We start from the raw sequence: 23,199 nt of genomic DNA, 5'->3' as shown, positions 1-23,199 counted from the left end.
GGCGGCGTCCCGGGCACCCCGGGCGGTCTTCCCGCCCGTCCGGGCCGGCGTCCCGGGACGGGGGGCCGGGAACTGTCGGTGCGGGCGGGTAGCCTTCCGGCACGTGTCCACAACGCCCGATGCGTCACCTCCCGGCAGCATGCCGCGCACCGCCCCGCCGCCCAGCACCACTCCGGGCACGGCCCCGGCTCCCGACTCGCCGCCGGGGACGGCCGCGTCGTCCACCCCGCTGTCGGTGTTGAGGAACAACCGGGACTTCCGCCGGTTGTTCCTCGCCGAGCTGGTCGTCTTCGGGTCCGACTGGTTCGTGATGGTGCCGCTGCTGGTGCTGCTGCCGCAGTTGACCGGCAGCGGCGTGCTGGGCGCGCTGGTGCTGGCCGTCGACACCGGCGTGGTGGCGCTGCTGCTGCCGTTCACCGGCACCCTCGCCGACCGGCTGGACCGCAAGAAGATCATGATGGTCGCCAACCTGTCCGCGCTGGTCGCGGTGCTGTTGCTGCTGGCGGTGCGCACCCCCGGTACGGCCTGGCTGGCGCTGGTCGCGGTCGGCGCGGTGGCGGTCGCGAAGGCCTGCTACTCGCCGGCCGCGCAGGCCGCGCTGCCCAACGTGCTCGAACCGGCGGAACTGGGCGCCGGCAACGCGGTGGCCGGCTCGGCCTGGGGCACCATGACGGTGGTGGGCGCGTCGCTCGGCGGTGTGCTCAGCGCGGCGCTCGGCCCGTACGCCTGCTTCGGCCTCGCCGCGGTGGCGCTGGCGGTCGCCGCCGGCCTGGCCGGGCTGATCCACCGGCCGTTGCAGGCGCCGCGCGACCCGGCCGTGCCGGCGGCCCGGACCTGGGCGGCCATCGGCGAGGCGCTGCGCTACATCGGACACCGGCCGCGGGTGCTGGCGCTGGTCACCGTGAAGAGCGCCGCCGGCCTCGGCAACGGCGTGCTGACCGTCTTTCCGCTGCTGGCCGGCGTGTACGGGGTCGGCGCGATCGGCACCGGGCTGCTGTTCGCGGTGCGCGGCGCGGGTGCCCTGGTCGGCCCCATGCTGATGCGCCGGGTGTTCAGCCACCGCAGCTGGCTGCTGCCGGGGCTGGCCCTGTCGATGTCCCTGTACGGCCTCGGCTACCTCGGCGTGTCGGTGGTGCGCTGGTTCCCGCTGGTGCTGGTGTTGGTGTTCGTCGCGCACTTCGCCGGCGGCGCGAACTGGGTGCTGTCGAACTTCGCGTTGCAGCGGGAGGTGCCGGATCGGCTGCGCGGCCGGGTGTTCGCCGCCGACATGATGCTGGCGACGCTGGCCATCTCGGTCAGTCAGCTCGTGGTGGCCTCGGTGGTCGACCGGGTCGACGAGCGGATCGTGATCGCCGGCTGTGGGCTGGTGACCCTGGTGTACGCCGTCGGGTGGCGGATCGCCACCCGGACGCTGCGGCTGCGCGACGACGAACCGGACGCCGTCGCCGGCTGACCGGCCCGCGCGCACGTGCCGGCCCGTCCCTGCTCGCCGGCCCGGACCCGCCGGTACGTCTCACCCGGTGGACCGATCGGCGGTCGACTCTCCGGGCGGCACCGGCGCCGGCCTAGCATGGACCGATGCGGCCCCGTTTCATCGCCGACCCGGTCCGGGTGCGCACCCCCGCGACCAGCGCCAACCTCGGGCCGGGCTTCGACTCGCTGGGCCTGGCGCTCGGCCTGTACGACGAGGTCAGCGCCCAGGTGGTCGCCGACGGCTGCCGGGTGACCGTGGCCGGTGAGGGCGCCGGGGAGTTGCCCGAGGACGAGGAGCACCTGCTGGTCCGGGCCATGCGGACCACCTTCGACGCGCTCGGCGGCCAGCCGGGCGGCCTGCGGGTCGACTGCCGCAACCGGATTCCGCAGGCGCGCGGCCTGGGCTCGTCGTCGTCGGCCATCGTCGCCGGGGTGCAGTTGGCCCGTGCCCTGGTGCGGGACGGTGGGCGGGCGATCGACGACGCGGAGGCGCTGCGGATCGCGGCGGCCATCGAGGGTCACCCGGACAACGTGGCGCCGTGCCTGCTCGGCGGCTTCACGATCGCCTGGACGGACTCCTCCGGGGCGCGGGCGGTGTCGCTCCGGCCGGACGAGCGGATCCAGCCGACCGTTTTCGTACCTCGGGAGCGTGGCCTGACCGCGGTGGCCCGGGCTGCGCTGCCGCCCGTGGTGCCGCACGCGGACGCCGCGCACTGCGCCGGCCGGGCGGCGCTGTTGAGCCACGCGCTGACCGGGGCGCCCGATCTGCTGTTCCCGGCCACCGAGGATCGGCTGCACCAGGATTACCGTGCGCCGGGCATGCCGGGCACCGCCGCGCTGGTGTCGGCGTTGCGCGGGGCCGGTGTGGCGGCCGTGGTCAGTGGGGCTGGACCAGCGGTTCTGGCCCTGAGCACGCCGCCCGAGGGGTTTTCCGCGGGAATGGAGTGGGCCGTTCATCGGTTGTCGGTGGACGTGGCCGGATCGGTGGCCGAACGGGGTAGACTTGAACACGCCGAGCGGGACCCTGTTGCCGCAGGTCGGAAGAGTTGATTACGCTCTAGACCGAGCACAGCCGCGAAGCATGTGATCTCTGCGGGTCGGCGCACCCCCGAAGCTTTCGGCGGTCAGCCCGTCTCACCCCTGCCTAGGCCCACGCCGCACCGCAGTATCAACCCGGCGCCGGAGACGGCGGCACCCTCCCACCGAGGTTGGTGGGGTGGCACACCGGCCGGCTGCTGTGTCACAGACTCCCGCACCGCGTCAGGCGAAGCGGGTGCACCGAGGCCGCCCGGCCACCTGGCAACCGACTCCGGGCAGCCCCGGCCTATCGAGGGAAGGAATCCATTGAGCGACACCACCGACGTGACGTCGGATGTTTCCAACGTCGCTGGCGAAGCCACTGCCGCTCCGGCGCGTCGTCGTCGGACCGGCACCGGGCTCTCGGCGATGCTGCTGCCGGAGCTGCAGAGCCTGGCCGCGTCGCTCGGCATCTCCGGTACGGCCCGGATGCGCAAGGGCGAGCTGATCTCCGCGATCACCGAGCGGCAGCAGGCCGGCTCGGCCGGAGGCGGGACCCCGCGACCCCGAGCCGAGGTCGCGGCCGCGGCCGCTCCGGCTCGCGATGAGGTACGCGCCGACGTCCCGGCGGACGGCCCGCGGGCCGAGACGGCCCGGGAGACCGAGGCGCCCGCGACCGAGAGCCGGGGCCGGGAACGGTCCCGCCGCTCGCGGGGCTCGGCCGGCAACGCGGAGCGGACGGCGGAGGCACCCGAGGCGGACAACCGGGCGGCGACCCCTGCCGACTCGGGCAACGAGCGGCGCCAGAACGAGCCCGCCGAGCGCGCCGAATCCGGCGACCGGGCCGAGCGCGGCGAGTCGCGCAACGGGCGCGAGCGCGCGGAGCGTACCGATCGGGCGGAGCGCGCGGAGCGGAACGACCGGAGCGACCGGAACGACCGCGGTGACCGTAACGACCGTGGCGACCGCAATGACCGGAACGACCGCGGTGACCGCGGCGAGCGCGCCGAGCGGGCGGATCGCAACGACCGCAACGACCGGGGCGAGCGGGCCGACCGGAACCAGCGCGGTGACGGCGACGGGGACGACGACGGCGACGGCGGTGGCCGGCGCAGCCGGCGCAGCCGGTTCCGCGACCGGCGGCGTGGCCGGGGCGACCGGGACGGCGGCGGCGACGGCGGCGGCCGGGACGGCGGTCGTGAGCCGCAGATCAGCGAGGACGACGTGCTCGTCCCGGTGGCCGGCATCATCGACATCCTGGACAACTACGCCTTCGTCCGGACCACCGGCTACCTCGCCGGCCCGAACGACGTCTACGTGGCGATGTCCCAGGTCAAGAAGTACGGGCTGCGCCGCGGCGACGCGGTGACCGGTGCGGTCAAGGCCACCCGGGACGGCGAGCAGCGGCGGGACAAGTACAACCCGCTGGTCCGGCTCGACACCGTGAACGGGATGGACTCCGAGGAGGCCAGGCGCCGCCCCGAGTTCTACAAGCTCACCCCGCTGTACCCGCAGGAGCGGCTGCGGCTGGAGACCGAGCCGCACATCCTGACCACCCGGGTGATCGACCTGGTGACGCCGATCGGCAAGGGCCAACGCGCGCTGATCATGTCGCCGCCGAAGGCCGGTAAGACCATGGTGTTGCAGGCGCTGGCCAACGCGATCACGCGGAACAACCCCGAGGTCCACCTGATGGTGGTGCTGGTCGACGAGCGGCCCGAAGAGGTCACCGACATGCAGCGCTCGGTCAAGGGCGAGGTCATCGCGGCCACGTTCGACCGTCCGCCGCAGGACCACATCACGGTCGCGGAACTGGCCATCGAACGGGCCAAGCGCCTGGTCGAGCTGGGCCACGACGTCGTCGTGCTGCTCGACTCGGTGACCCGGCTCGGCCGCTCGTACAACCTGGCGGCACCGGCCAGCGGCCGGATCATGTCCGGTGGTATCGACTCGACCGCGCTGTACCCGCCCAAGCGGTTCCTCGGCGCCGCCCGCAACATCGAGAACGGCGGCTCGCTGACCATCCTGGCGACCGCGCTGGTGGAGACCGGCTCGGTGATGGACACGGTCATCTTCGAGGAGTTCAAGGGCACGGGTAACGCCGAGCTCAAGCTGGACCGGAAGATCGCCGAGAAGCGGACCTACCCGGCCATCGACATCCACCTTTCGAGCACCCGGAAGGAGGAGATCCTGCTCGCGCCGGAGGAGCTGGCGATCACGCACAAGCTGCGCAAGGTGCTGCACTCGCTGGACTCGCAGGCCGCGCTGGACCTCCTGCTGGACCGGCTCAAGCAGAGCCGGACCAACATCGAGTTCCTGATGCAGATCGCGAAGTCGACCCCGGGCGAGTAGACATCGCCGTTCCCCGGCGGCCCGGATGGAGTTCCGGGCCGTCAGGGCGACGCGGTCCTCCGGTGGAGGTTTTCCGGCGTCCCGTCCCGCTCTGGGCGGTCAGGCGGGGTGGGGGCTTTCCGGCGTCCCGTCCCGCTCTGGGCGGTCAGGCTTGATCCCGGCGCGGGACGGGACGCCGGAAAACCCGTCGGGGGCGGCGTGCGGGGTGTGCGGCTCGCGGGGGCGGGAATGCGAGTGGGTCGGGGCGCGTTGAGCAGCACGGACCGGGTGTGCAGCCCGATTTCGGGCCGGCACACAGCCCATGGCACACTGGTCCATCGGCCACCGGTTCCGGTTCACGCCCAGCCCGCCCGCAGACGGCGGACGCCGACGGCGACCCGGCGACCACGATGAGAGGACCGAGGCGACATGAAGCCCAACACCCACCCGGAGTACGCCACCACCGAGGTCTCGTGCTCCTGCGGCAACACGTTCACGACCCGCAGCACCGCCAAGGGCGGCAGCATCCACGTCGAGACGTGCAGTGCCTGCCACCCGTTCTACACCGGTAAGCAGCGTGTGCTCGACACCGCCGGCCGGGTCGCGAAGTTCCAGCAGAAGTACGCCAAGGTTCAGGCCAAGAAGGCCAAGTAGCGACGTCAACGGCGCCCGTGTCCGGTTTCAGGCCGGACACGGGCGCCGTCGGTGTTTCCCGGGCGGGCGGCGAGCTCGCCCGGGTGGAGTTCTTCCCCGGTGGTGACGTTCCCCGGCGGCGCGGCGAGAAGGCAGGCAGGCATGAGCAGTGAGCGGTTGGTCGCGCTTCTCGACGAGTACATGGAACTGGAGCGGCAGCTCGCCGACCCCGCCATCCACGCCGACCAGGTGACGGCCCGCCGGGTCGGCCGGCGCTTCGCCGAGCTGGCCCCGGTACACAAGGCGGCGGGCGAACTGAACCAGGCGCGGGCCGATCTCGCCGCCGCCCGGGAGCTGGCCGCCGAGGACCCGGCGTTCGCCGACGAGGCCGACTCGATCGCCGCCGGCCTGCCGGCGCTGGAGGAACGGCTCGCCGAACTGCTCATCCCGCGCGACCCGCACGACGCCAAGGACGTGATCGTCGAGATCAAGGCCGGCGAGGGCGGCGAGGAGTCGGCGCTGTTCGCCGGCGACCTGCTGCGGATGTACCAGCGGTACGCGGAGCGGCGCGGCTGGGTGACCGAGGTGATCGACGCCCAGGACTCGGACCTGGGCGGGGTCAAGGACGTCTCGCTGGCGGTGAAGACCCGCGGCGTGCCGGAGGCCGGGAACGGGGTCTGGTCCCGGCTCAAGTGGGAGGGCGGCGTGCACCGCGTGCAGCGGGTGCCGGTGACCGAGTCGCAGGGCCGGATCCACACCAGCGCCGCGGGCGTGCTCGTGCTGCCCGAGGCCGAGGAGGTGGACGTCACGGTCGACCCGAACGACCTGCGGATCGACGTGTTCCGCTCGTCCGGTCCCGGCGGCCAGTCGGTGAACACCACCGACTCGGCGGTGCGGATCACCCACCTGCCGACCGGCATCGTGGTCTCCTGCCAGAACGAGAAGAGCCAGTTGCAGAACCGGGAGCAGGCCATGCGGATCCTGCGGGCCCGGTTGCTGGCCGCCGCGCAGGAGCAGGCCGACGCCGCCGCCTCGGACGCCCGCCGGTCGCAGGTACGCACCGTCGACCGCTCGGAGCGGATCCGGACGTACAACTTCCCGCAGAACCGGATCACCGACCACCGGATCGGCTACACCGCGTACAACCTGGACCTGGCGCTCGGCGGGGAACTGGACGGCGTGCTGGACGCGCTGGCCGAGGCGGACCGGGCGGCCCGGCTGGCCGGCGAGCCGGAACTGGCCCGCCGCTGACCCGGAACTGACCCGGAACTGACCCGGCTCCGCGGCCGGGATGGCGGTCCAGACCGGGGCCGCGGTCCACACCGGCGGCCTACATGGCGGCCGGGTGGGCCCGGCGACCGGCGTCCTTGAGCCGCAGCATCTCCCGGTCGGCGACCTCGAAGGCGCTGCTCACCGCGTCCCGCAGCGCGGCACCGCTGCCGTGCACCTCGGCGAAGCCGACGCTCACCCCGACCGGGGTGCCGGGGACCAGGGTCTCCCAGTCCTCCTCCTCGACCGCCGAGGTGATCCGGCGGACCACCTCGGCCGCCTCGGCCATGCCGGCGTGCGGGAGCACCACGACGAACTCGTCGCCGCCGTACCGGGCCACGAAGTCGCCGCGGCGCATCACCCGGTTGATCACCCCGGCGATGCGTTGCAGCACCAGGTCACCCGAGTGGTGGCCGTGCCGGGTGTTCACCGCCTTGAAGCCGTCCAGGTCGGCCACGCCGACCACGGCCCGGCCGCCGCGGCTGAGCACTGCCGAGACGTACCGTTCCAGGCTGCGCCGGTTCGGCAGCCCGGTGAGCGGGTCGGTGAGCGCCTCGTCCTCGTACCGGGCGGCCTCCCGGCGCAGCTCCTCGTGGTCGATCCGGGCCGCGATGCCCTCCACGTACATGTCCCGGAGCCGGTCGCTGCGCTGCGCGGCCAGCCGGAAGGCGTACCGGTCGGCCCGGTGGGCGGCCGCGTGGTCGCCGGCCCGGGTGTACGCCAGACTGCGCAGCCGGGCCGATTCGGCCGCGCCGAGCGCCTCGGGTACGGACATCGCGGTGTCCAGCCGGGCGATCGCCTCGATCGGCCGGTTGTCGATGATCGCCGCGCAGACCGCGCCCAACTGGGCCATGTGCCGGGCGCGGATGCTGTCGCTGCCGCCGGAGAGCAGTTCCAGCGGATCCTCCTGCCGGTACAGCTCGGACGTCTCGCCCAGGGTGCCGCGGCGCAGCAGCGCGTAGCCGTACGCGGCTAGCCCGCTGGGCCGCAGCCGGGCCAGCCCGCCGCTGCGCACCAGGTGGGCCAGGTCGACGTCGATGTCCCGCAGCACCCGCAGGCAGCCGTCGCTGTCCCCGTTGTGGTCCAGGGTGAGCGCGTTGCGCAGCCGGATGCCGGGGGCCGCGAACGTCTCCTCGGCGATACCGGCCCGCTGCCCGAGCTGCCGGGCGCGTTCGATGGCGCCCAGCGCGTACCCGTGGAAGCTGAGGTAGGAGTAGGCCATGGCCAGGTCGTGCCAGCCCCACGCGGTCTCCCGGTCGGGGTCGTCCACCGCGGCGAGCGCCCGGGCGCTGCGGACCAGGTGGGTGACCCCGCGGTCCAGCGCGCCCTGGTCGTGTGCGGCGAGCGCGGCGAGCGCGTGCAGGTGGCCCCGCAGGTACGGGTCGGCGACCTCGCGGGCGGCCTCGAAGGCCCGCTCGGAGGTGACGGTGTACTCCGCGCTGCGGCCGAGGTTGATCACGGCCGAGACCCGCTGGAGCAGGGCGTCCGCCTTGGAGTACGGGTCCTTGGTGGTGGCGAGCACCCGGTCGAGCACGGCGCACGCCTCTGCCGAGCGGCCCTGCTCCTGCAGACGCCGGGCGCGCATGAGAACGTCGGCCTGGTCGGTGACCCGGTCGAGCCAGCTCACGCACAACCTCCTCACCGATGGCGGCCCGCCGGGCTGTGACAGTTGCCGGCGTTCCATGATTATGTCGTGACCGATCCTCGCCGAAACCCGGCCGTTGCGGCAGATCGACTCCGGCCGTCCGTCGCGGTGGCCCGCACGGCGGCGACGCTGGCCGCCGCGGGGGTGCCGGCGGCCCGCGCCGAGGCCGAGCTGCTGGTCGGGTACGTCCTGGCCGTGCCCCGGGGCCGGCTGGCCCTGGCCGAGGGGCTGGACGCCGCGCAGCGGGACCGGCTGTCCGGGCTGGTGGCCCGGCGGGTACGGCGCGAACCGCTGCAACACCTGCTGGGCAGCGCGCCGTTCCGGCACCTGGAACTGGCCGTGGGACCGGGGGTGTTCATCCCGCGCCCGGAGACGGAGCTGCTGGCCGGCTGGGGGATCGCGGCGGCCGGACCGGACCCGGCGACGGTGGTGGACCTGTGCAGCGGATCGGGGGCGCTGGCCCTGTCGGTGGCGCAGGAGCTGCCGGGCGCCAGCGTCTGGGCGGTGGAACGCTCACCGGCCGCGCTGGACTGGCTGCGCCGCAACGCCGCCGACCGGGCCGCGGCGGGCGACCCGGCGATCCGGGTGGTGGCCGGGGACGTGGCCGACCCGCGGCTGCTCGGCGAGCTGTCCGGCCGGGTGGACCTCGTGCTGTGCAACCCGCCGTACGTGCCGGCCGGCACCGCCGTGCCGGCGGAGGTGGACCGGTACGACCCCGCGGAGGCGGTCTTCGGCGGCGGCGACGGCCTCGCGGTGATCCGGCCGGTGATCACGCTGGCGGCCCGGCTGCTGCGCCCCGGCGGATCGTTGGGCATCGAGCACGACGACACGCACGCCGCCGTGCTGCCCGACCTGCTGCGGGCCGACGGCGCCTTCACCGAGGTGGCGGACCACCCGGACCTGGCGGGCCGGCCGCGGTTCGCCACCGCCCGGCGTCGCTGAACCGCGCCGCCGCCGCCGCCCGGCGTCGCCGCGCCCCGCCGTCGCCCCGCCGCGCCGCGCCCCGCCGTCGCCCCGCCCCGCCGCCCCGCCCCGCCGCGCCGCGCCGTCGCCCGCGGCCGGTCCGGTGCGGCCGGCCCGGCTTGTCCGCCGGCGGGCCGGTTCCGGTACGCGGGACCGGCTCCGCGCTCCGGTGACGCGGCGTGGCAGACTGGCTCCTCGTGATGCTCTATGACTGCCGGTCACTGGCCGACCGTGACCGTGGCATCGCCGCCGCCATCGAGGCGGTCCGCAACGGCGAGCTGGTGGTCCTGCCGACCGACACGGTGTACGGGATCGGCGCCGACGCCTTCACCCCGCACGCGGTGAAGGCGCTCCAGGACGCGAAGGGCCGCGGCCGGCAGATGCCCCCGCCGGTGCTGATCGGCTCCCGGCACACCCTCGACGGGCTGGTCTTCTCGCTGCCGATGGCCGCGCGGGACCTGGTCGAGGCGTTCTGGCCGGGCGCGCTGACGATCGTGGTGGAGCATTCGCCGAGCCTCCAGTGGGACCTGGGCGACCTCGCCGGCACGGTGGCGGTCCGGATGCCGCTGCACCCGGTGGCGCTGGAGGTGCTCCGGGAGACCGGTCCGATGGCCGTCTCGTCGGCCAACAAGCACGGCCAGCCCGCCGCGGTCACCGCCGAGCAGGCCCGCGAGCAGCTCGGCTACACGGTCCGGGCCTACCTGGAGGCGGGGCCCTGCCCGGATCCGGTGGCCAGCACGATCGTCGACCTGACCGGCGAGACGCCCCGGGTGCTGCGGGAGGGCGCGATCCCCCTGGACAAGCTGCGGGACGTGGTGCCGGACATCGCCGACAGGGAGGACTGAGTGCCGCCGTTCACCGTCCTGCACGTCTGCATGGGCAACATCTGCCGCTCGCCGATGGCGGAACGGCTGCTCAGCCAGGCCGTACGGGAACGGCTGGACCGGCGTCGCGACCTGGCCGGGTCGAGCGGGTCCGGCGCCGCGGCGGCCGGGGACGCGGCCGGCGGCGCGGAGCTGACCGAGCTGGCCGACCGGCTGCTGTACAGCCACAGCGCCGGGACCGGCGGCTGGCACGAGGGGGAGGGGATGAACCCGCCCGCGGCCCGGCAGGTCCGCTCCCGGGGTGCCGACCCGACCGGGTTCGCCGCCCGCCGGCTCCGCTCGGAGCACATCGACGCGGCCGATCTGATCCTGACCGCGACGGCCGACCAGCAGTCGTACGTGCTGGCGCTGCGCCCGGACGCCGCCGCCCGGACGTTCGTACTCGGGGAGTTCGGCCGGCTGCTGCCGCTGGTGGACGCCGCGGCGCTGCCGGCCGTGGCCGCCGCCGCCGCGACCCCGACGCCCCCCGACGCCGCGCCGGCGCCGGGGGATGCCGACGCCGGGGCGCCGGACCCGGTCGGTGCGCAGGCCGTGTACGCCAGGGGTACCGCGCTGGTGGCCGCGGTCGACGCCGCCCGCCGGGGTGCGGCGCCGCAGCCGGGCGACGACCTCGACGACCCGTGGGGCCGGGGCGACCAGTGCTTCGAACGGGTGGCCGACGAGATCGAGGAGACGGTTCACCCGCTGGCCGCGGTGCTGCTCCCGTAGCCGGACCCCGGTTGAGGGAGCTTCGCGGAAAACCCTCAGATAACGCTCCAATTCCGCTCATCCTGGGACGCGTCAACACATTCGCCACCTGACGCGTGAGGTGAGCCGGAATGGCGCGTTCCCGGACCTACTTCGTCGCCACCGTGATCATGGCCGGCGTCCTCGGCGGCCTGGTGCTCAGCGTGGGCGCGTTGCCGGCGCAGCTGCTGGTCGGGTACGGCATGTCCCGGATGGCCGGCGCGGAACTCCCCGACGACCTGCGGAACCCGCCGGTGGCCCACCGCTCGTACCTGTACGCGAACGACGGCCGCACGCTGATCACGTCGTTCTTCGCGGAGAACCGCCAGGACGTCCCGCTGAGCGCGGTCGCCCCGGTGATGCGCCAGGCGATCGTGGCCGCCGAGGACGGCCGGTTCTACCAGCACAGCGGGGTGGACCTGTGGGGCGTGGCCCGGGCGCTGGTGGCCAACACCGGCGGAGACCGGCAGGGCGCATCCACGCTGACCATGCAGTACGTGCGAAACGTCCGCAAGAGCGATCCGGGTCTGAGCGCCGCGGAGCGGGCCGCGGCCACCGAGACGACGCTGGACCGCAAGGTGCGGGAGATGCGGTACGCGCTCGAACTGGAGCGCACGATCAGCAAGGACGAGATCCTCGGCCGCTACCTCAACATCGCCTACTTCGGCGCCGGCGCGTACGGCGTCGCCGCGGCCAGCCTGCGCTACTTCTCCAAGCCGCCGGACAAGCTGGACCTGCCGGAGGCGGCCCTGCTGGCCGGCCTGGTGCAGTCACCGGACGAGTACGACCCGATCGACGGTGACGCGGATGCCGCGCTGGCCCGTCGGACGTACGTGCTGGACCGGATGGCACAGCTCGACATGATCTCGGCGGCCGAACGCGACGCGGCCGACCTGGCCCCGCCGGCGCTGCGCCCGAGCCAGCAGCCCGGAAACTGCACCACCATGCGTCCGGGGCACGACGACTGGGGCTTCTTCTGCGACTACCTGATGCAGTGGTGGGGGAGCAGGAGGCGTTCGGCGACACCGTGGACGAACGCCAGCAGGCGTTGCAGCGGGGCGGCTACCGCATCGTCAGCTCGCTCGACCCGACCATCCAGGCCACCGCGTTGAGCCAGACGCTTGCCGTGTACGGCTACGACAAGCCGCGGACCGTGCCCACCGCGGTCGTGCAGCCGGGCACCGGGCAGGTGCTCGCGCTCGCGGTCAACCGGCACTACAGCCTCGCGGACAATCCGCCCGGCCAGGCGAACTACCCGAACACCGTCAACCAGCTCGTCGCCGGGGGCGGCGGCATCGTGGGCTACCAGGGCGGCTCCAGCTTCAAGCTGTTCACCCTGCTGGCCGCGGTGGAGGCCGGGCTGCCGCTGAACACCGTCTTCAACGCCCCGAGCCGGCTGGTCACGCACTACCTGGTGGACGACCCGGGCAGCTGCGGCGGCCGCTGGTGCCCGGTCAACGCCACGCCCGCCTACATGGACGGGCCGCGCACCATGTGGTCCGCGTTCGGCCGCTCGGTCAACACGTACTTCGCGCACCTGGAGGAGCAGGTCGGCGCCGGCCGGGTGGTGGACATGGCGCAGCGGCTGGGAATCCGGTTCCGGGCCGACAGCGACGCCCAGTTGGCGGCCGACGGCGCCGACGAGTGGGGGCCGTTCACCCTCGGCGTCTCGGCCACCACCCCGCTGGACCTGGCCACCGCGTACGCCACGGTCGCCGCCGACGGGATCCACTGCGAGCCGCTGCCGGTCACCTCGATCACCGATCTGAGCGGGCGGTCGCTGCCGGTGGCGCAGCCGTCCTGCCAGCGGGTGCTGCGGGCGGACACCGCCCGGGCGGCCAACGACGCGGCCCGCTGCCCGGTGGGCGACCAGTCCGCGTACGGGCGCTGCGACGGCGGCACCGGCGAGCAGTTGCGCAAGCTTGTCGCGGGCCGGCCGATCGCCGGCAAGACCGGCAGTTCCGAGGGGTACGCGACCGAGACCGTGGTGGCGTACACCCCGCAGGTGGCGGTCGCGGCGATCGCCGCGAACCCCGATGATCCGCACGACGCCGTGGGCAAGGAGGTGCAGGCGGACGTGCTGGCCGGGGTGGGCACGGTGCTGGAGGTGGCGCTGCGCGGCAAGCCCGTGGTGTTCTTCCCGCCGCCGAGCCCGACCGGGGCGTTCGGCACGGCCGGCCCGCCGGCCCCGCCTGTATCGCCGGCCCCATCGGCCCCGCCTGCCCCGGTCGCCCCGCCGGCTTCGCCGCTTCCACCCGCACCGCCGGTCTCCGCGGCCCCGCCTGCCCCGGTCGCTCCGTCGGCCTCGCCGGTCCCACCTGCCCCGCCGGTTTCGCCGGTCCCACCGGCCTCGGCCGAGCCGGCCGCGCCGCTCGTCCCGGCGCCGACCCGGTCGGTCGTGCCGGCCGCGCCGCGCTGACCCCCGGAGCCTCATGATCGACGGCGGCTAGACTGTTCCGCGCGCCGGCAGCGGCCGGCCGGCGTCGACGGAGCGAGGTGACCTGCGATGACCGGGACCACGGCCGGCGCGGACGGCGACCGCGGCTGGCGGACCCGGCACCTGCCGGCGCTGGTCGTCGCGTCGGTCGCGGTGGCCGCATTGGCCGCCCTGACCGGTGCGCTGACGGCCGGTGTTCCGGGCGCGCTCGGCGCCCCCGCCGGTGTCATCCTGATAACTCTGAGTTACCTCGGTTCGACCTTCGTGATCGCCCGCGCCGACGCGGTGAACCCGCGGTTGGTGCTGCCGGTCGGCCTCGGCGCGTACGGCGTGAAGCTGGCGGTGGTGGGCGCGGTGTTCTTCGCCGTCGCGGCCACCGGTTGGGACGGACTTGTTCCGTTCAGCCTCGGCGTCGTGGCTGGCGTGGTGGGCTGGACCGGTGCGCACATCTGGTGGATCACGACGGTCCATCCCCGCCGCTGAGGAGGGGGTGGGGCGGGTTCGTGCGGCGTCGCCGGTCGGGGCGTGCGAGGCCGCTGTCAACACCCGTTCCGCACACCGCGCTGGCGATGTGACGCGTACCACATCGAAACGGTGCGTGATCGGACGTTGCGCACGGGCCGGAGCGGAGTAGCGTGCCAGGGAACGACTTCCGCCTCCCGGTGCGCCCACACAACCAAGTTGTGCGGGGGGTGACGCTCAGCCTCATCTGTCCGGCTGATATCGTTCGGCGCGTCATGACCGGTGACCAGAACCCCCGTCCCCACGGCAACGGCGACACTCCGCCCGATGCCGGACAGGGGTGGACCGCGCTCAGCTACCTCATCGCGGGCATGGCGGTCTGGGGCTTCATCGGCTGGCTGGTCGACCAGTGGCTCGACACCGGGGGCATCGCCACCGGCGTGGGCGTCGTGCTCGGCATGACCGGGGGCATCATCCTGGTCGTCCGCCGGATGGGCACGCCGAGTTAGGGGAAGGGACGCGGTGTTCGGACAGACGGTCGCGCTCGCGAAGAGTGATCTTCCGTGGCCACCCAGCGTGGAGGACTTCTACCTCCCGAGCATCCTGCCCTGGGGCGAGCACAACAACTACTGGATCACCAAGATCACATTGATGGTCTGGCTCGCCGTCGGCGTCCTGATCATCTACTTCCTGCTGAGCTACCGGAACCCGCAGCTGGTGCCGACCAAGAAGCAGTGGATCGCCGAGTCGCTCTACGGCTTCGTCCGGAACAACATCGCGGTCGACATGATCGGCCACCGCGGGGTGGCGTTCGCGCCGTACTTCACCACGCTGTTCAGCTTCATCCTGCTGACGAACCTGTTCGGCATCATCCCGTTCTTCCAGATATCGCCGAACTCGCACATCGCGTTCCCGGCCTTCATGGCCCTGATCAGCTACGCGATGTTCATCTGGGTGGGCATGCGGCACCATGGCTTCGGCAAGTACTGGAAGCACGCGCTGATCCCGCCGGCCCCCGGCTTCATCCTGCCGATCCTGATCCCGATCGAACTGGCCTCGACGTTCGTCTTCCGGCCGCTCACGCTGGCCCTGCGTCTGTTCGCCAACATGTTCGCCGGGCACATCATCCTGCTGGTCTTCACGGTCGGCGGGTTCGTGCTGCTGAACGCGCAGAGCGTCTTCGTCAAGCCGGTCTCGGTGATCTCCTGGATCATGGCCATCGCGCTGACCTTCCTGGAGGCGCTGATCGCCGTCCTCCAGGCGTACGTCTTCGTCGTGCTGACCGCCAGCTACGTGCAGGGCGCCGTCGCCGACGAGCACTGATCTCCACAACCGCACAGCCCGTTTGTCGTCCCGCGTGAACCTCTCACGCGAGATAACCAGGAGGAATCCCGTAATGAACCTCGTAGAAGTTGGTGGCAGCCTCAGCGCCGTCGGCTACGGCCTCGCAGCCATCGGCCCGGGCATCGGCGTCGGCCTGATCTTCGCGGCCTACATCCAGTCGACCGCGCGGCAGCCGGAGTCGTCCCGGATGACCCTGCCGTACGTCTGGATCGGCTTCGCCGTCGTCGAGGCGCTGGCCCTGCTGGGCATCGCCTTCGGCTTCGTCTTCCAGGCATAACCGGTCCCCCCTCTCGACCGGGAGGTCACCATGTACTTTCTCGCCGCCGAGGGCGCCGAGCACAACCCGATCCTGCCGATCTGGCAGGAGATCGTGGTCGGCTCGATCGCCTTCGCCCTGCTCTTCATCGTGCTGGCGAAGTTCGTCTTCCCGCGCATGGAGCAGACCTTCCAGGCCCGGGTGGACGCGATCGAGGGCGGCATCAAGCGCGCCGAGACCGCCCAGGCCGAGGCCAACCAGCTGCTGGAGCAGTACAAGGCCCAGCTCGCCGAGGCGCGCACCGAGGCGGCCCGGATCCGGGACGACGCCCGGGTCGACGCCGAGGGAATCCGCACCGACGTGCTGGCCAAGGCCCGCGAGGAGTCCGACCGGATCATCGCGGCCGGTCGGGAGCAGTTGGCCGCCGAACGGCAGACCATCGTCCGTGAGCTGCGGACCGAGGTCGGCACCATCGCCGTCGACCTGGCCAGCAGGATCGTCGGTGAGTCGCTGGCCGACGAGGCCCGCCGCCGGGGCACCGTCGAGCGGTTCCTCACCGACCTCGAATCGACCGGGACCGGCAACGGCACCCCGGCCGGGGCCCGCTGATGCAGGCCGCCAGCCGGGAGTCGTACGCCGCCGCGGCGGAGCGCCTCGACGCGTACGCGCGAGGCGCCGAGCCCACGGCGGTGGCCAGCACGGGCGACGAGCTGCTCGCGGTCGGGCGGCTGCTGCGCGACCAGCCGCGGCTGCGCCGGGCGGTCTCCGACCCGGCGCGGACCGGCGCGGACCGCGCGGCCATGCTGACCGACCTGCTCTCCGGCAAGATCGGTTCGGATGCCAACGAACTGGTCCGGGCGCTGGTCAGCGGTCGCTGGTCCACCTCGGTCGACCTGCTGGAGGGCATCGAACGGCTCGGCGTGGAGGCCCTGCTGGCCAGCGCCGACGCCGCCGATGAGCTGGGCGAGGTCGAGGACGAGCTGTTCCGGTTCGGCCAGGTGGTCAGCGGCGATCCGCGGCTGGCCAGTGTGCTGGCCGACGTGATCGCCCCGGCCCGGCAGCGGGCCGAACTGGCCCGCAACCTGCTGGAGGGCAAGGCCAGGCCGGTCACCATCCGGCTCGTCGAGGTGGCGCTCGCCGGGTTCGGCGGCCGGTCGTTCGACGGCGCGCTGTCCCGGCTGGTCGAACTGGCCGCCGCCCGGCGCGACCAGCAGGTCGCCTACGTGACGGTCGCGGCCGCGCTGAGCGAGGCCGAGGAGCAACGGCTGGGCGCCCGTCTGTCCGCGCTATACGGTCGGGAGGTCACCGTCATGCAGGCGGTGGACCCGGCGATCCTCGGTGGTATGAGCGTCCGGATCGGTGCCGATCTCTACGACGGCACGGTCCTGCGCCGGCTGACCGAAACCCGCAACGCGCTCACAAAGCGCTGACCCGAGACATCCACGCCGTTCCGGTTAACCGGGCCCTGAATAGAGGAAGCAGAGGATGGCCGAGCTGACCATCTCGACGGAGGAGATCCGCGGCGCCCTGGAGCGCTACGTCTCCTCCTACTCGCCCGACGTCTCCCGCGAGGAGGTCGGCACCGTCGCCGACGCCGGCGACGGCATCGCACACGTCGAGGGACTGCCCTCGACCATGACCAACGAGCTGCTGGAGTTCGAGGACGGCACGCTGGGCGTCGCCCTGAACCTCGACATCCGGGAGATCGGTGTCGTCATCCTGGGTGACTTCGCCGGGATCGAGGAGGGCCAGCGGGTCAAGCGGAGCGGCCGGGTGCTCTCGGTGCCGGTCGGCGACGCCTTCCTGGGCCGGGTCGTCGACCCGCTGGGGCAGCCGATCGACGGGATCGGCGACATCACCGACGAGGGCTACCGGGAGCTGGAACTCCAGGCGCCGAACGTGATGGCCCGGCAGTCGGTCTCCGAGCCGTTGCAGACCGGCATCAAGGCCATCGACGCGATGACCCCGATCGGCCGGGGCCAGCGGCAGCTGATCATCGGGGACCGGCAGACCGGCAAGACCACGGTCGCCGTGGACACGATCATCAACCAGCTGGACAACTGGCGTTCCGGCGACCCGAAGAAGCAGGTCCGCTGCATCTACGTGGCGATCGGCCAGAAGGGCTCCACCATCGCGTCCATCAAGGGCACGCTGGAGGAGGCCGGCGCGATGGAGTACACCACCATCGTCGCCTCGCCCGCCTCGGACCCGGCCGGCTTCAAGTACCTGGCCCCCTACACCGGCTCGGCCATCGGCCAGCACTGGATGTACGGCGGCAAGCACGTCCTGATCGTCTTCGACGACCTGAGCAAGCAGGCCGAGGCGTACCGGGCCGTGTCGCTGCTGCTGCGCCGCCCGCCGGGCCGCGAGGCGTACCCGGGTGACGTCTTCTACCTGCACTCCCGGCTGCTGGAGCGGTGCGCGAAGCTCTCCGACGAGATGGGCGGCGGCTCGATGACCGGCCTGCCGATCATCGAGACGAAGGCCAACGACATCTCGGCGTTCATCCCGACCAACGTCATCTCGATCACCGACGGGCAGATCTTCCTCGAAACCGACCTGTTCAACCAGGGTGTCCGGCCGGCCATCAACGTCGGTACGTCGGTCTCCCGGGTCGGCGGTGCCGCCCAGGTGAAGCCGATGCGCAAGGTGTCGGGCTCGCTGCGGCTGAACCTGGCCCAGTACCGCGAACTGGAGGCGTTCGCCGCCTTCGCCTCGGACCTGGACAAGGCCTCCCGCGAGCAGTTGGACCGCGGTGAGCGACTGGTCGAGCTGCTCAAGCAGCCGAACTACTCGCCCTACCCGGTGGCGCACGAGGTCGTCTCGGTCTGGGCCGGCACCGAGGGCAAGCTCGACGACATCCCGGTCGGCGAGGTCCGGCGGTTCGAGTCCGAGTTCCTGGAGTACCTGCGGCACCAGCACGAGGGCACGCTCGCGGCGATCGCGGACGGCAAGTGGGACGACGAGCTGATCTCGTCGCTCGACGAGGCCGTCGCGCGGTTCAAGCAGATGTTCCTCGGCAAGGAGGACGAGCGCGTGGTCAACGACGCTCCCGCCAAGCCGCTGGAGGGCGACCAGGCCCGGGAGACCGTGACCCGGTTCCGCGGCGGCACCACCGACCGCCCGGTCGAGCAGTAGGGCTGCGGACATGGCGGCACAGGTACGCGTTCTTCGCGGACGGATTCGCGCGGCGAAGTCCATGAAGAAGATCACCAAGGCGATGGAGCTCGTGGCGACGAGCCGGATCGCCAAGGCCCAGGCGCGGGTGGCGGCGTCCCTGCCGTACGCCGAAGCCATCACCGGGGTGCTCACGGCGCTGGCGTCCAACGCGCGCATCGACCACCCGCTGCTGACCGCGCGCGAGCGGGTGCGGCGGGCGGGCGTGCTGTTGATCACCAGCGACCGCGGGCTGGCCGGCGGCTACAGCTCCAACGCGATCCGCACCGCCGAGTCGTTGATGGCGCGGCTGCGCTCCGACGGCAAGGAGCCGGTGCTGTACGTCATCGGCCGCAAGGGCGTGGGCTACTACCGGTTCCGCAACCGGCCCATCGAGGCGAGCTGGACGGGCTTCTCCGAGCAGCCGGAGTTCGCCAACGCCCGCGAGGTCGGTGAGACGCTGATCAAGGCGTTCATCGCGGGCGCCGACGACACCGACGGGCATCCCGGCGCCGACGGCGTGCACGGCGTGGATGAACTGCACATCGTCGCCACCGAGTTCAAGTCGCTGATGACGCAGACGCCCGTGGCCCGGATCCTCGGACCGATGCAGGTGCAGGAGCGGCCGCGGTCGGAGGCCAAGGGCCTGCTTCCGGCGTACGAGTTCGAGCCGGAGGCGGAGGCGTTGCTCGACGCGCTGCTGCCGAAGTACATCAACACGCGGATCTACGCGGCGTTGCTGGACTCGGCGGCCAGCGAGTCGGCGGCCCGGCGGCGGGCGATGAAGAGCGCCACCGACAACGCCGAAGAGATGATCGAGAAGTACACCCGAGAGATGAACTCGGCTCGCCAGGCCGGAATCACCCAGGAGATCAGCGAGATCGTCGGCGGCGCGAACGCGCTGGCCGCGGCGGGAAGTGAAGTGTGATGACTGTTTCCACCGCTGCCGGGGGACCGGCAGAGACCAAGACGGCCACGGGTCGCGTGGTCCGGGTCATCGGCCCGGTCGTCGACGCAGAGTTCCCGCGCGACGCCATGCCGGACCTGTTCAACGCCCTGCACGTCGACGTGTCGCTCTCCGGCGGCGAGAAGACGCTGACCCTGGAGGTCGCCCAGCACCTCGGCGACAACATGATCCGGGCGATCTCGATGCAGCCGACCGACGGCCTGGTCCGCGGGGTCGAGGTGCGCGACACCGGCTCCCCGATCACCGTCCCGGTGGGTGACGCGGTGAAGGGGCACGTGTTCAACGCCATCGGCGAGTGCCTCAACCTCAAGCCGGGGGAGAAGCTGGAGGTCAAGGACCGCTGGCAGATCCACCGCAAGGCGCCCGCCTTCGCGGACCTGGAGCCGAAGACCGAGATGCTGGAGACCGGCATCAAGGTCATCGACCTGCTCGCGCCGTACGTCAAGGGCGGCAAGATCGGCCTGTTCGGCGGCGCCGGCGTGGGCAAGACGGTGCTCATCCAGGAGATGATCACCCGGGTCGCGAACAACTTCGGTGGTACGTCGGTCTTCGCCGGCGTGGGGGAGCGGACCCGTGAGGGCAACGACCTCATCGCCGAGATGACCGAGTCCGGCGTCATCGACAAGACCGCGCTGGTCTACGGCCAGATGGACGAGCCGCCGGGCACCCGGCTGCGGGTGGCGCTGTCCGCGCTGACCATGGCGGAGTACTTCCGGGACGTGCAGAAGCAGGAGGTGCTGCTCTTCATCGACAACATCTTCCGCTTCACCCAGGCCGGTTCGGAGGTCTCCACCCTGCTCGGCCGGATGCCGAGCGCCGTGGGTTACCAGCCGACGCTGGCCGACGAGATGGGCGAACTCCAGGAGCGGATCACCTCGGTCCGGGGCCAGGCCATCACCTCGATGCAGGCGATCTACGTGCCCGCCGACGACTACACCGACCCGGCGCCGTCGACCACGTTCGCCCACCTCGACGCCACCACGAACCTGGAGCGGTCGATCTCCGACAAGGGCATCTACCCGGCGGTGGACCCGCTGGCCTCGTACTCGCGGATCCTCTCCGCGCAGTACGTCGGCGCGGAGCACTTCGCGGTGGCCTCCGAGGTCAAGCGGATCCTGCAGCGCTACAAGGACCTGCAGGACATCATCGCCATCCTCGGCATCGAGGAGCTGTCCGAGGAGGACAAGCTCACCGTGACCCGGGCGCGGCGGATCGAGCGGTTCCTGTCCCAGAACACGTACGCCGCGGAGCAGTTCACCGGCGTGCCGGGCTCGACGGTCCCGATCAAGGAGACCATCGAGGCGTTCAAGAAGATCAGCGAGGGCGAGTTCGACCACTTCCCCGAGCAGGCGTTCTTCATGTGCGGTGGCCTGGACGACCTGGAGCGCAAGGCCAAGGACCTGATGAAGGACTGACGCCCGACCCGTCAGCGACATGCAACGGGCCGCACCGGCACCCGCCGGCGCGGCCCGTCGCCGTCTGCGGGCGTCCGGCACCGACGGCCCGGCGTCGACGGCCCGGCGTCGACGGCCGGGCATCGACGGCCCGGCATCGACGTCCCGACATCCGCTCGACGCGCCGATGTGACGGATGCGAGGTATCTTCGGCCTTGTGGCAGAGGCGGGGACCGGCGGGTCGGAGGAGAACGCCGGTGCTCCGGCGCGGCGTCGGCGGCCGCGGTGGGTGCGGATCTGCCTCATCGCGGGCGTGCTGTTGACACTGCTCGGCGGCGGCGCGGCGCTCGGAGCGCACGCCCTGGTCGGCCGGTACGAGAACACCGTGGTCGAGGCGGACCTGTTCGGCGAGGAGGCGGCCGGCTCGCCGACCCCCACCAGCGACATCCGCGGGCCGCTGAACCTGCTGCTGGTCGGCATCGACCCGCGGGCGGGCCAGGTCAACGAGCCGCCGCGGTCCGACTCGATCATGATCCTGCACGTCGAGCGGTCGCTGGACCGGGCGTACCTGTTCTCCATCCCGCGCGACCTGGTGGTGGACATCCCGGCGTTCGCCAAGGCCGGCTTCCGGGGCCGCCATGGGAAGATCAACGGCGCCATGGCGTACGGCAGCCAGGTTCCCGGTCAGGCCGAACCCGATCCGGCCCGGGGTTTCGAACTGCTCTCCAAGACCATCGGCGCGTACACCGGAATCAAGCGGTTCGACGCCGGCGCCATCATCGACTTCGGCGGGTTCCAACGGATCGTCGATGCCATGGGCGGGGTCGACCTGTACATCGACACGGACGTGAAGTCCGAGCACCGCCAGCCGGACGGGAGCCTGCGGACCCTGCGGCCGGGCGGCGGCGGTTACACCGGTCCGCAGGCGACGTACCGGAAGGGGTCGGCGCACCTGAAGGGCTGGCAGGCGCTGGACTACGTGCGGCAGCGCTACGGCCTGCCCCACGGCGACTACGACCGGCAGCGCCACCAGCAGCAGTTCGTCCGGGCCATGGTGGCGCAGGCGTTCGGTCGGGACGTGTTGAGCAACCCGCTCAAGCTGGACGCCGTGCTGCGCGCCGCGGGCGAGTCGTTGATCTTCAACGGCCGGGGCAACGACGTCGCGGAGTGGGCGCTGGCCCTGCGCGACCTGCGGGCGAGTTCGATCGAGATGATCAGGTTGCCGGGCGAGGCCATCGGCCAGGGCTCCGGCTATCGCGGTGAGCGGCTGCTGCCGGTCGCGAAGGACTTCTTCGCGTCCGTCCGGGCCGATCGGGTCGGCGAATTCCTCGCCGAGCACCCGGACCTGCGGAACAAGGACCGCTGACCCCGCCCGGCGGGTTGGTGTCAGGATCGAGTCGCCGGGTACCCGCGTTGGGGTGACGTCCGGTCGCCAACTAGACTCATCACACCCCGCCGCTGTAAGGAGAGAGCGTGGCAAAGCAGCTTAGCGTCGAGCTGGTGTCCGTCGAGGAGAAGCTCTGGACGGGTGAGGCCGAGATGGTGGTCGCCCGGACGACCGAGGGCGAGATCGGCGTGCTGCCCGGCCACGCGCCGCTGCTGGGCCTGCTGGCCGAGCCGAGCCAGGTACGCATCAAGCGGGCCGGCGGCGAGCAGCTCGCCTACGAGGTGACCGGCGGATTCCTGTCGGTGACCGGTGAGGGAGTGACGGTGCTGGCGGAGAGCGCCAGCCCGGTCAGCCCGGCCCAGTCCCGCTGAGCGGGGGCGGAGATGGAGTTCGTTGAGGGGGTCGGGATCGGCATCGCCGTCCTGTTCGTCCTCCTCGCGGTGCTCTTTGTCCGTCGTGCCCTGTTCACCCGCTCCGGCGGCATCATCCGGCTCAGCGTCCGGGTCTCCACGCTTCTCAACCAGCGTGGCTGGTCACCCGGGTTCGGCCGGTTCACCGACGACGAGCTGCGCTGGTACCGCATGTTCAGCTTCGCGCTGCGCCCCAAACGGGTGCTGGCCCGCCGCGGGCTCGCGGTGGAGAGCCGCCGTGCCCCCGAGGGTCAGGAGCGGCTGTCCATGCCCGAGGACTGGGTGATCCTCCGCTGTACCAGCCACCACGCTCCGGTGGAGATCGCCATGGCCCGCTCAACGGTCACCGGATTCCTGTCATGGATCGAGGCCGCCCCGCCCGGGGCGGCCTCGCCGCGTCTGGCCCCGCAGGACCGCCCCGCCGCCTGAGCCGGTCGATGGACCG

At 72.4% G+C, this 23,199-nt stretch carries 21 protein-coding genes and 1 pseudogene; 21 read left to right on the top strand and 1 reads right to left on the bottom strand.

Features of this window, described 5'->3' with window-relative positions; translation table 11 throughout:
- Positions 1–103: 103 nt before the first annotated feature.
- From CIK06_RS23340 to prfA, 5 genes are all read left to right on the top strand, one after another.
- Positions 104–1,453: an MFS transporter gene (locus CIK06_RS23340; RefSeq protein ID WP_232533817.1), complete on the top strand. Its 1,350-nt coding sequence runs from the start codon at positions 104–106 to the stop codon at positions 1,451–1,453.
- A 125-nt stretch (positions 1,454–1,578) separates the two neighbouring features.
- Entirely contained in the window at positions 1,579–2,523 is a 945-nt protein-coding gene (gene thrB / locus CIK06_RS23335; protein ID WP_095566609.1) for a homoserine kinase, read from the top strand.
- A 294-nt stretch (positions 2,524–2,817) separates the two neighbouring features.
- Positions 2,818–4,842 (top strand): transcription termination factor Rho, encoded by a 2,025-nt coding sequence (gene rho / locus CIK06_RS23330; RefSeq protein ID WP_095566608.1) that lies wholly within the window; start codon positions 2,818–2,820, stop codon positions 4,840–4,842.
- Between the two features lie 408 nt (positions 4,843–5,250).
- Positions 5,251–5,475 carry a 50S ribosomal protein L31 gene (rpmE, locus tag CIK06_RS23325; RefSeq protein WP_095566607.1) on the top strand — a complete coding sequence of 75 codons (225 nt, stop codon included), beginning with the start codon at positions 5,251–5,253 and terminating at the stop codon, positions 5,473–5,475.
- Positions 5,476–5,616: 141 nt separating this feature from the next.
- Entirely contained in the window at positions 5,617–6,705 is a 1,089-nt protein-coding gene (prfA, locus tag CIK06_RS23320; RefSeq protein ID WP_095566606.1) for a peptide chain release factor 1, read from the top strand.
- Between the two features lie 79 nt (positions 6,706–6,784).
- Here prfA and CIK06_RS23315 read toward each other — a convergent pair whose 3' ends face one another.
- A complete protein-coding gene (locus CIK06_RS23315) occupies positions 6,785–8,350 on the bottom strand; it encodes a GGDEF domain-containing protein (RefSeq protein WP_095566605.1) in 1,566 nt (521 codons plus the stop codon).
- A 126-nt stretch (positions 8,351–8,476) separates the two neighbouring features.
- Here CIK06_RS23315 and prmC point away from each other — a divergent pair, with 126 nt between their 5' ends.
- From prmC to CIK06_RS23235, 16 genes and pseudogenes are all read left to right on the top strand, one after another.
- The gene (gene prmC, locus CIK06_RS23310) at positions 8,477–9,310 is read left to right on the top strand and encodes a peptide chain release factor N(5)-glutamine methyltransferase (protein ID WP_095566604.1); all 834 of its coding nucleotides are present in this window, start codon (positions 8,477–8,479) and stop codon (positions 9,308–9,310) included.
- A 221-nt stretch (positions 9,311–9,531) separates the two neighbouring features.
- Positions 9,532–10,176 (top strand): L-threonylcarbamoyladenylate synthase, encoded by a 645-nt coding sequence (locus tag CIK06_RS23305; RefSeq protein ID WP_095568069.1) that lies wholly within the window; start codon positions 9,532–9,534, stop codon positions 10,174–10,176.
- A complete protein-coding gene (locus tag CIK06_RS23300; protein ID WP_095566603.1) occupies positions 10,177–10,923 on the top strand; it encodes a phosphotyrosine protein phosphatase in 747 nt (248 codons plus the stop codon).
- Between the two features lie 110 nt (positions 10,924–11,033).
- Positions 11,034–13,117 (top strand): annotated as a pseudogene (locus tag CIK06_RS23295) (transglycosylase domain-containing protein); the annotation flags it as partial.
- Positions 13,118–13,447: 330 nt separating this feature from the next.
- Positions 13,448–13,861: a hypothetical protein gene (locus CIK06_RS23290; RefSeq protein ID WP_095566602.1), complete on the top strand. Its 414-nt coding sequence runs from the start codon at positions 13,448–13,450 to the stop codon at positions 13,859–13,861.
- A gap of 254 nt (positions 13,862–14,115) precedes the next feature.
- On the top strand, positions 14,116–14,349 hold the full coding sequence (locus CIK06_RS23285) for an AtpZ/AtpI family protein (protein WP_095566601.1): 234 nt from the start codon (positions 14,116–14,118) through the stop codon (positions 14,347–14,349).
- Positions 14,350–14,362: 13 nt separating this feature from the next.
- Positions 14,363–15,163, top strand: coding sequence for a F0F1 ATP synthase subunit A (atpB, locus tag CIK06_RS23280; RefSeq protein ID WP_095566600.1), 801 nt, complete (start codon positions 14,363–14,365; stop codon positions 15,161–15,163).
- Between the two features lie 73 nt (positions 15,164–15,236).
- Positions 15,237–15,461, top strand: a complete 225-nt coding sequence (locus tag CIK06_RS23275; RefSeq protein ID WP_095566599.1) for a hypothetical protein — start codon at positions 15,237–15,239, stop codon at positions 15,459–15,461.
- A 30-nt stretch (positions 15,462–15,491) separates the two neighbouring features.
- On the top strand, positions 15,492–16,049 hold the full coding sequence (locus CIK06_RS23270) for a F0F1 ATP synthase subunit B (RefSeq protein ID WP_095566598.1): 558 nt from the start codon (positions 15,492–15,494) through the stop codon (positions 16,047–16,049).
- Positions 16,049–16,870 (top strand): F0F1 ATP synthase subunit delta, encoded by an 822-nt coding sequence (locus CIK06_RS23265; RefSeq protein ID WP_095566597.1) that lies wholly within the window; start codon positions 16,049–16,051, stop codon positions 16,868–16,870. Before CIK06_RS23270 ends, CIK06_RS23265 begins: the two co-directional genes overlap by 1 nt.
- Before the next feature lie 55 nt (positions 16,871–16,925).
- The gene (gene atpA, locus CIK06_RS23260) at positions 16,926–18,578 is read left to right on the top strand and encodes a F0F1 ATP synthase subunit alpha (RefSeq protein ID WP_095566596.1); all 1,653 of its coding nucleotides are present in this window, start codon (positions 16,926–16,928) and stop codon (positions 18,576–18,578) included.
- A 10-nt stretch (positions 18,579–18,588) separates the two neighbouring features.
- Positions 18,589–19,524, top strand: coding sequence for a F0F1 ATP synthase subunit gamma (locus tag CIK06_RS23255; protein WP_095566595.1), 936 nt, complete (start codon positions 18,589–18,591; stop codon positions 19,522–19,524).
- The gene (gene atpD, locus CIK06_RS23250) at positions 19,524–20,978 is read left to right on the top strand and encodes a F0F1 ATP synthase subunit beta (RefSeq protein WP_095566594.1); all 1,455 of its coding nucleotides are present in this window, start codon (positions 19,524–19,526) and stop codon (positions 20,976–20,978) included. The genes CIK06_RS23255 and atpD overlap by 1 nt, the downstream gene beginning before the upstream one ends.
- A gap of 175 nt (positions 20,979–21,153) precedes the next feature.
- Positions 21,154–22,323, top strand: coding sequence for an LCP family protein (locus CIK06_RS23245; protein WP_095566593.1), 1,170 nt, complete (start codon positions 21,154–21,156; stop codon positions 22,321–22,323).
- Between the two features lie 107 nt (positions 22,324–22,430).
- Positions 22,431–22,715: a F0F1 ATP synthase subunit epsilon gene (locus tag CIK06_RS23240; RefSeq protein ID WP_095566592.1), complete on the top strand. Its 285-nt coding sequence runs from the start codon at positions 22,431–22,433 to the stop codon at positions 22,713–22,715.
- 12 nt (positions 22,716–22,727) lie between these two features.
- Entirely contained in the window at positions 22,728–23,183 is a 456-nt protein-coding gene (locus CIK06_RS23235) for a DUF2550 domain-containing protein (protein WP_095566591.1), read from the top strand.
- Positions 23,184–23,199 lie beyond the last annotated feature (16 nt).

The organism is Plantactinospora sp. KBS50 (genome assembly GCF_002285795.1).
In the GTDB taxonomy this organism is placed as follows: Bacteria; Actinomycetota; Actinomycetes; order Mycobacteriales; family Micromonosporaceae; genus KBS50.
The sequence above is the reverse complement of the archived record's forward strand: the minus strand, read 5'-3'. Positions and strand labels throughout refer to the sequence as shown.

What these genes read in the sequence shown, in the direction of transcription:
- thrB (WP_095566609.1), top strand. Translation starts at nt 1,579, where the DNA reads ATGCGGCCCCGTTTCATCGCCGACCCGGTCCGGGTGCGCACCCCCGCG.
- rpmE (WP_095566607.1), top strand. Translation starts at nt 5,251, where the DNA reads ATGAAGCCCAACACCCACCCGGAGTACGCCACCACCGAGGTCTCGTGC.
- prfA (WP_095566606.1), top strand. Translation starts at nt 5,617, where the DNA reads ATGAGCAGTGAGCGGTTGGTCGCGCTTCTCGACGAGTACATGGAACTG.
- CIK06_RS23305 (WP_095568069.1), top strand. Translation starts at nt 9,532, where the DNA reads ATGCTCTATGACTGCCGGTCACTGGCCGACCGTGACCGTGGCATCGCC.
- CIK06_RS23290 (WP_095566602.1), top strand. Translation starts at nt 13,448, where the DNA reads ATGACCGGGACCACGGCCGGCGCGGACGGCGACCGCGGCTGGCGGACC.
- CIK06_RS23285 (WP_095566601.1), top strand. Translation starts at nt 14,116, where the DNA reads ATGACCGGTGACCAGAACCCCCGTCCCCACGGCAACGGCGACACTCCG.
- CIK06_RS23275 (WP_095566599.1), top strand. Translation starts at nt 15,237, where the DNA reads ATGAACCTCGTAGAAGTTGGTGGCAGCCTCAGCGCCGTCGGCTACGGC.
- CIK06_RS23270 (WP_095566598.1), top strand. Translation starts at nt 15,492, where the DNA reads ATGTACTTTCTCGCCGCCGAGGGCGCCGAGCACAACCCGATCCTGCCG.
- CIK06_RS23265 (WP_095566597.1), top strand. Translation starts at nt 16,049, where the DNA reads ATGCAGGCCGCCAGCCGGGAGTCGTACGCCGCCGCGGCGGAGCGCCTC.
- atpA (WP_095566596.1), top strand. Translation starts at nt 16,926, where the DNA reads ATGGCCGAGCTGACCATCTCGACGGAGGAGATCCGCGGCGCCCTGGAG.
- CIK06_RS23255 (WP_095566595.1), top strand. Translation starts at nt 18,589, where the DNA reads ATGGCGGCACAGGTACGCGTTCTTCGCGGACGGATTCGCGCGGCGAAG.
- atpD (WP_095566594.1), top strand. Translation starts at nt 19,524, where the DNA reads ATGACTGTTTCCACCGCTGCCGGGGGACCGGCAGAGACCAAGACGGCC.
- CIK06_RS23245 (WP_095566593.1), top strand. Translation starts at nt 21,154, where the DNA reads ATGCGAGGTATCTTCGGCCTTGTGGCAGAGGCGGGGACCGGCGGGTCG.
- CIK06_RS23235 (WP_095566591.1), top strand. Translation starts at nt 22,728, where the DNA reads ATGGAGTTCGTTGAGGGGGTCGGGATCGGCATCGCCGTCCTGTTCGTC.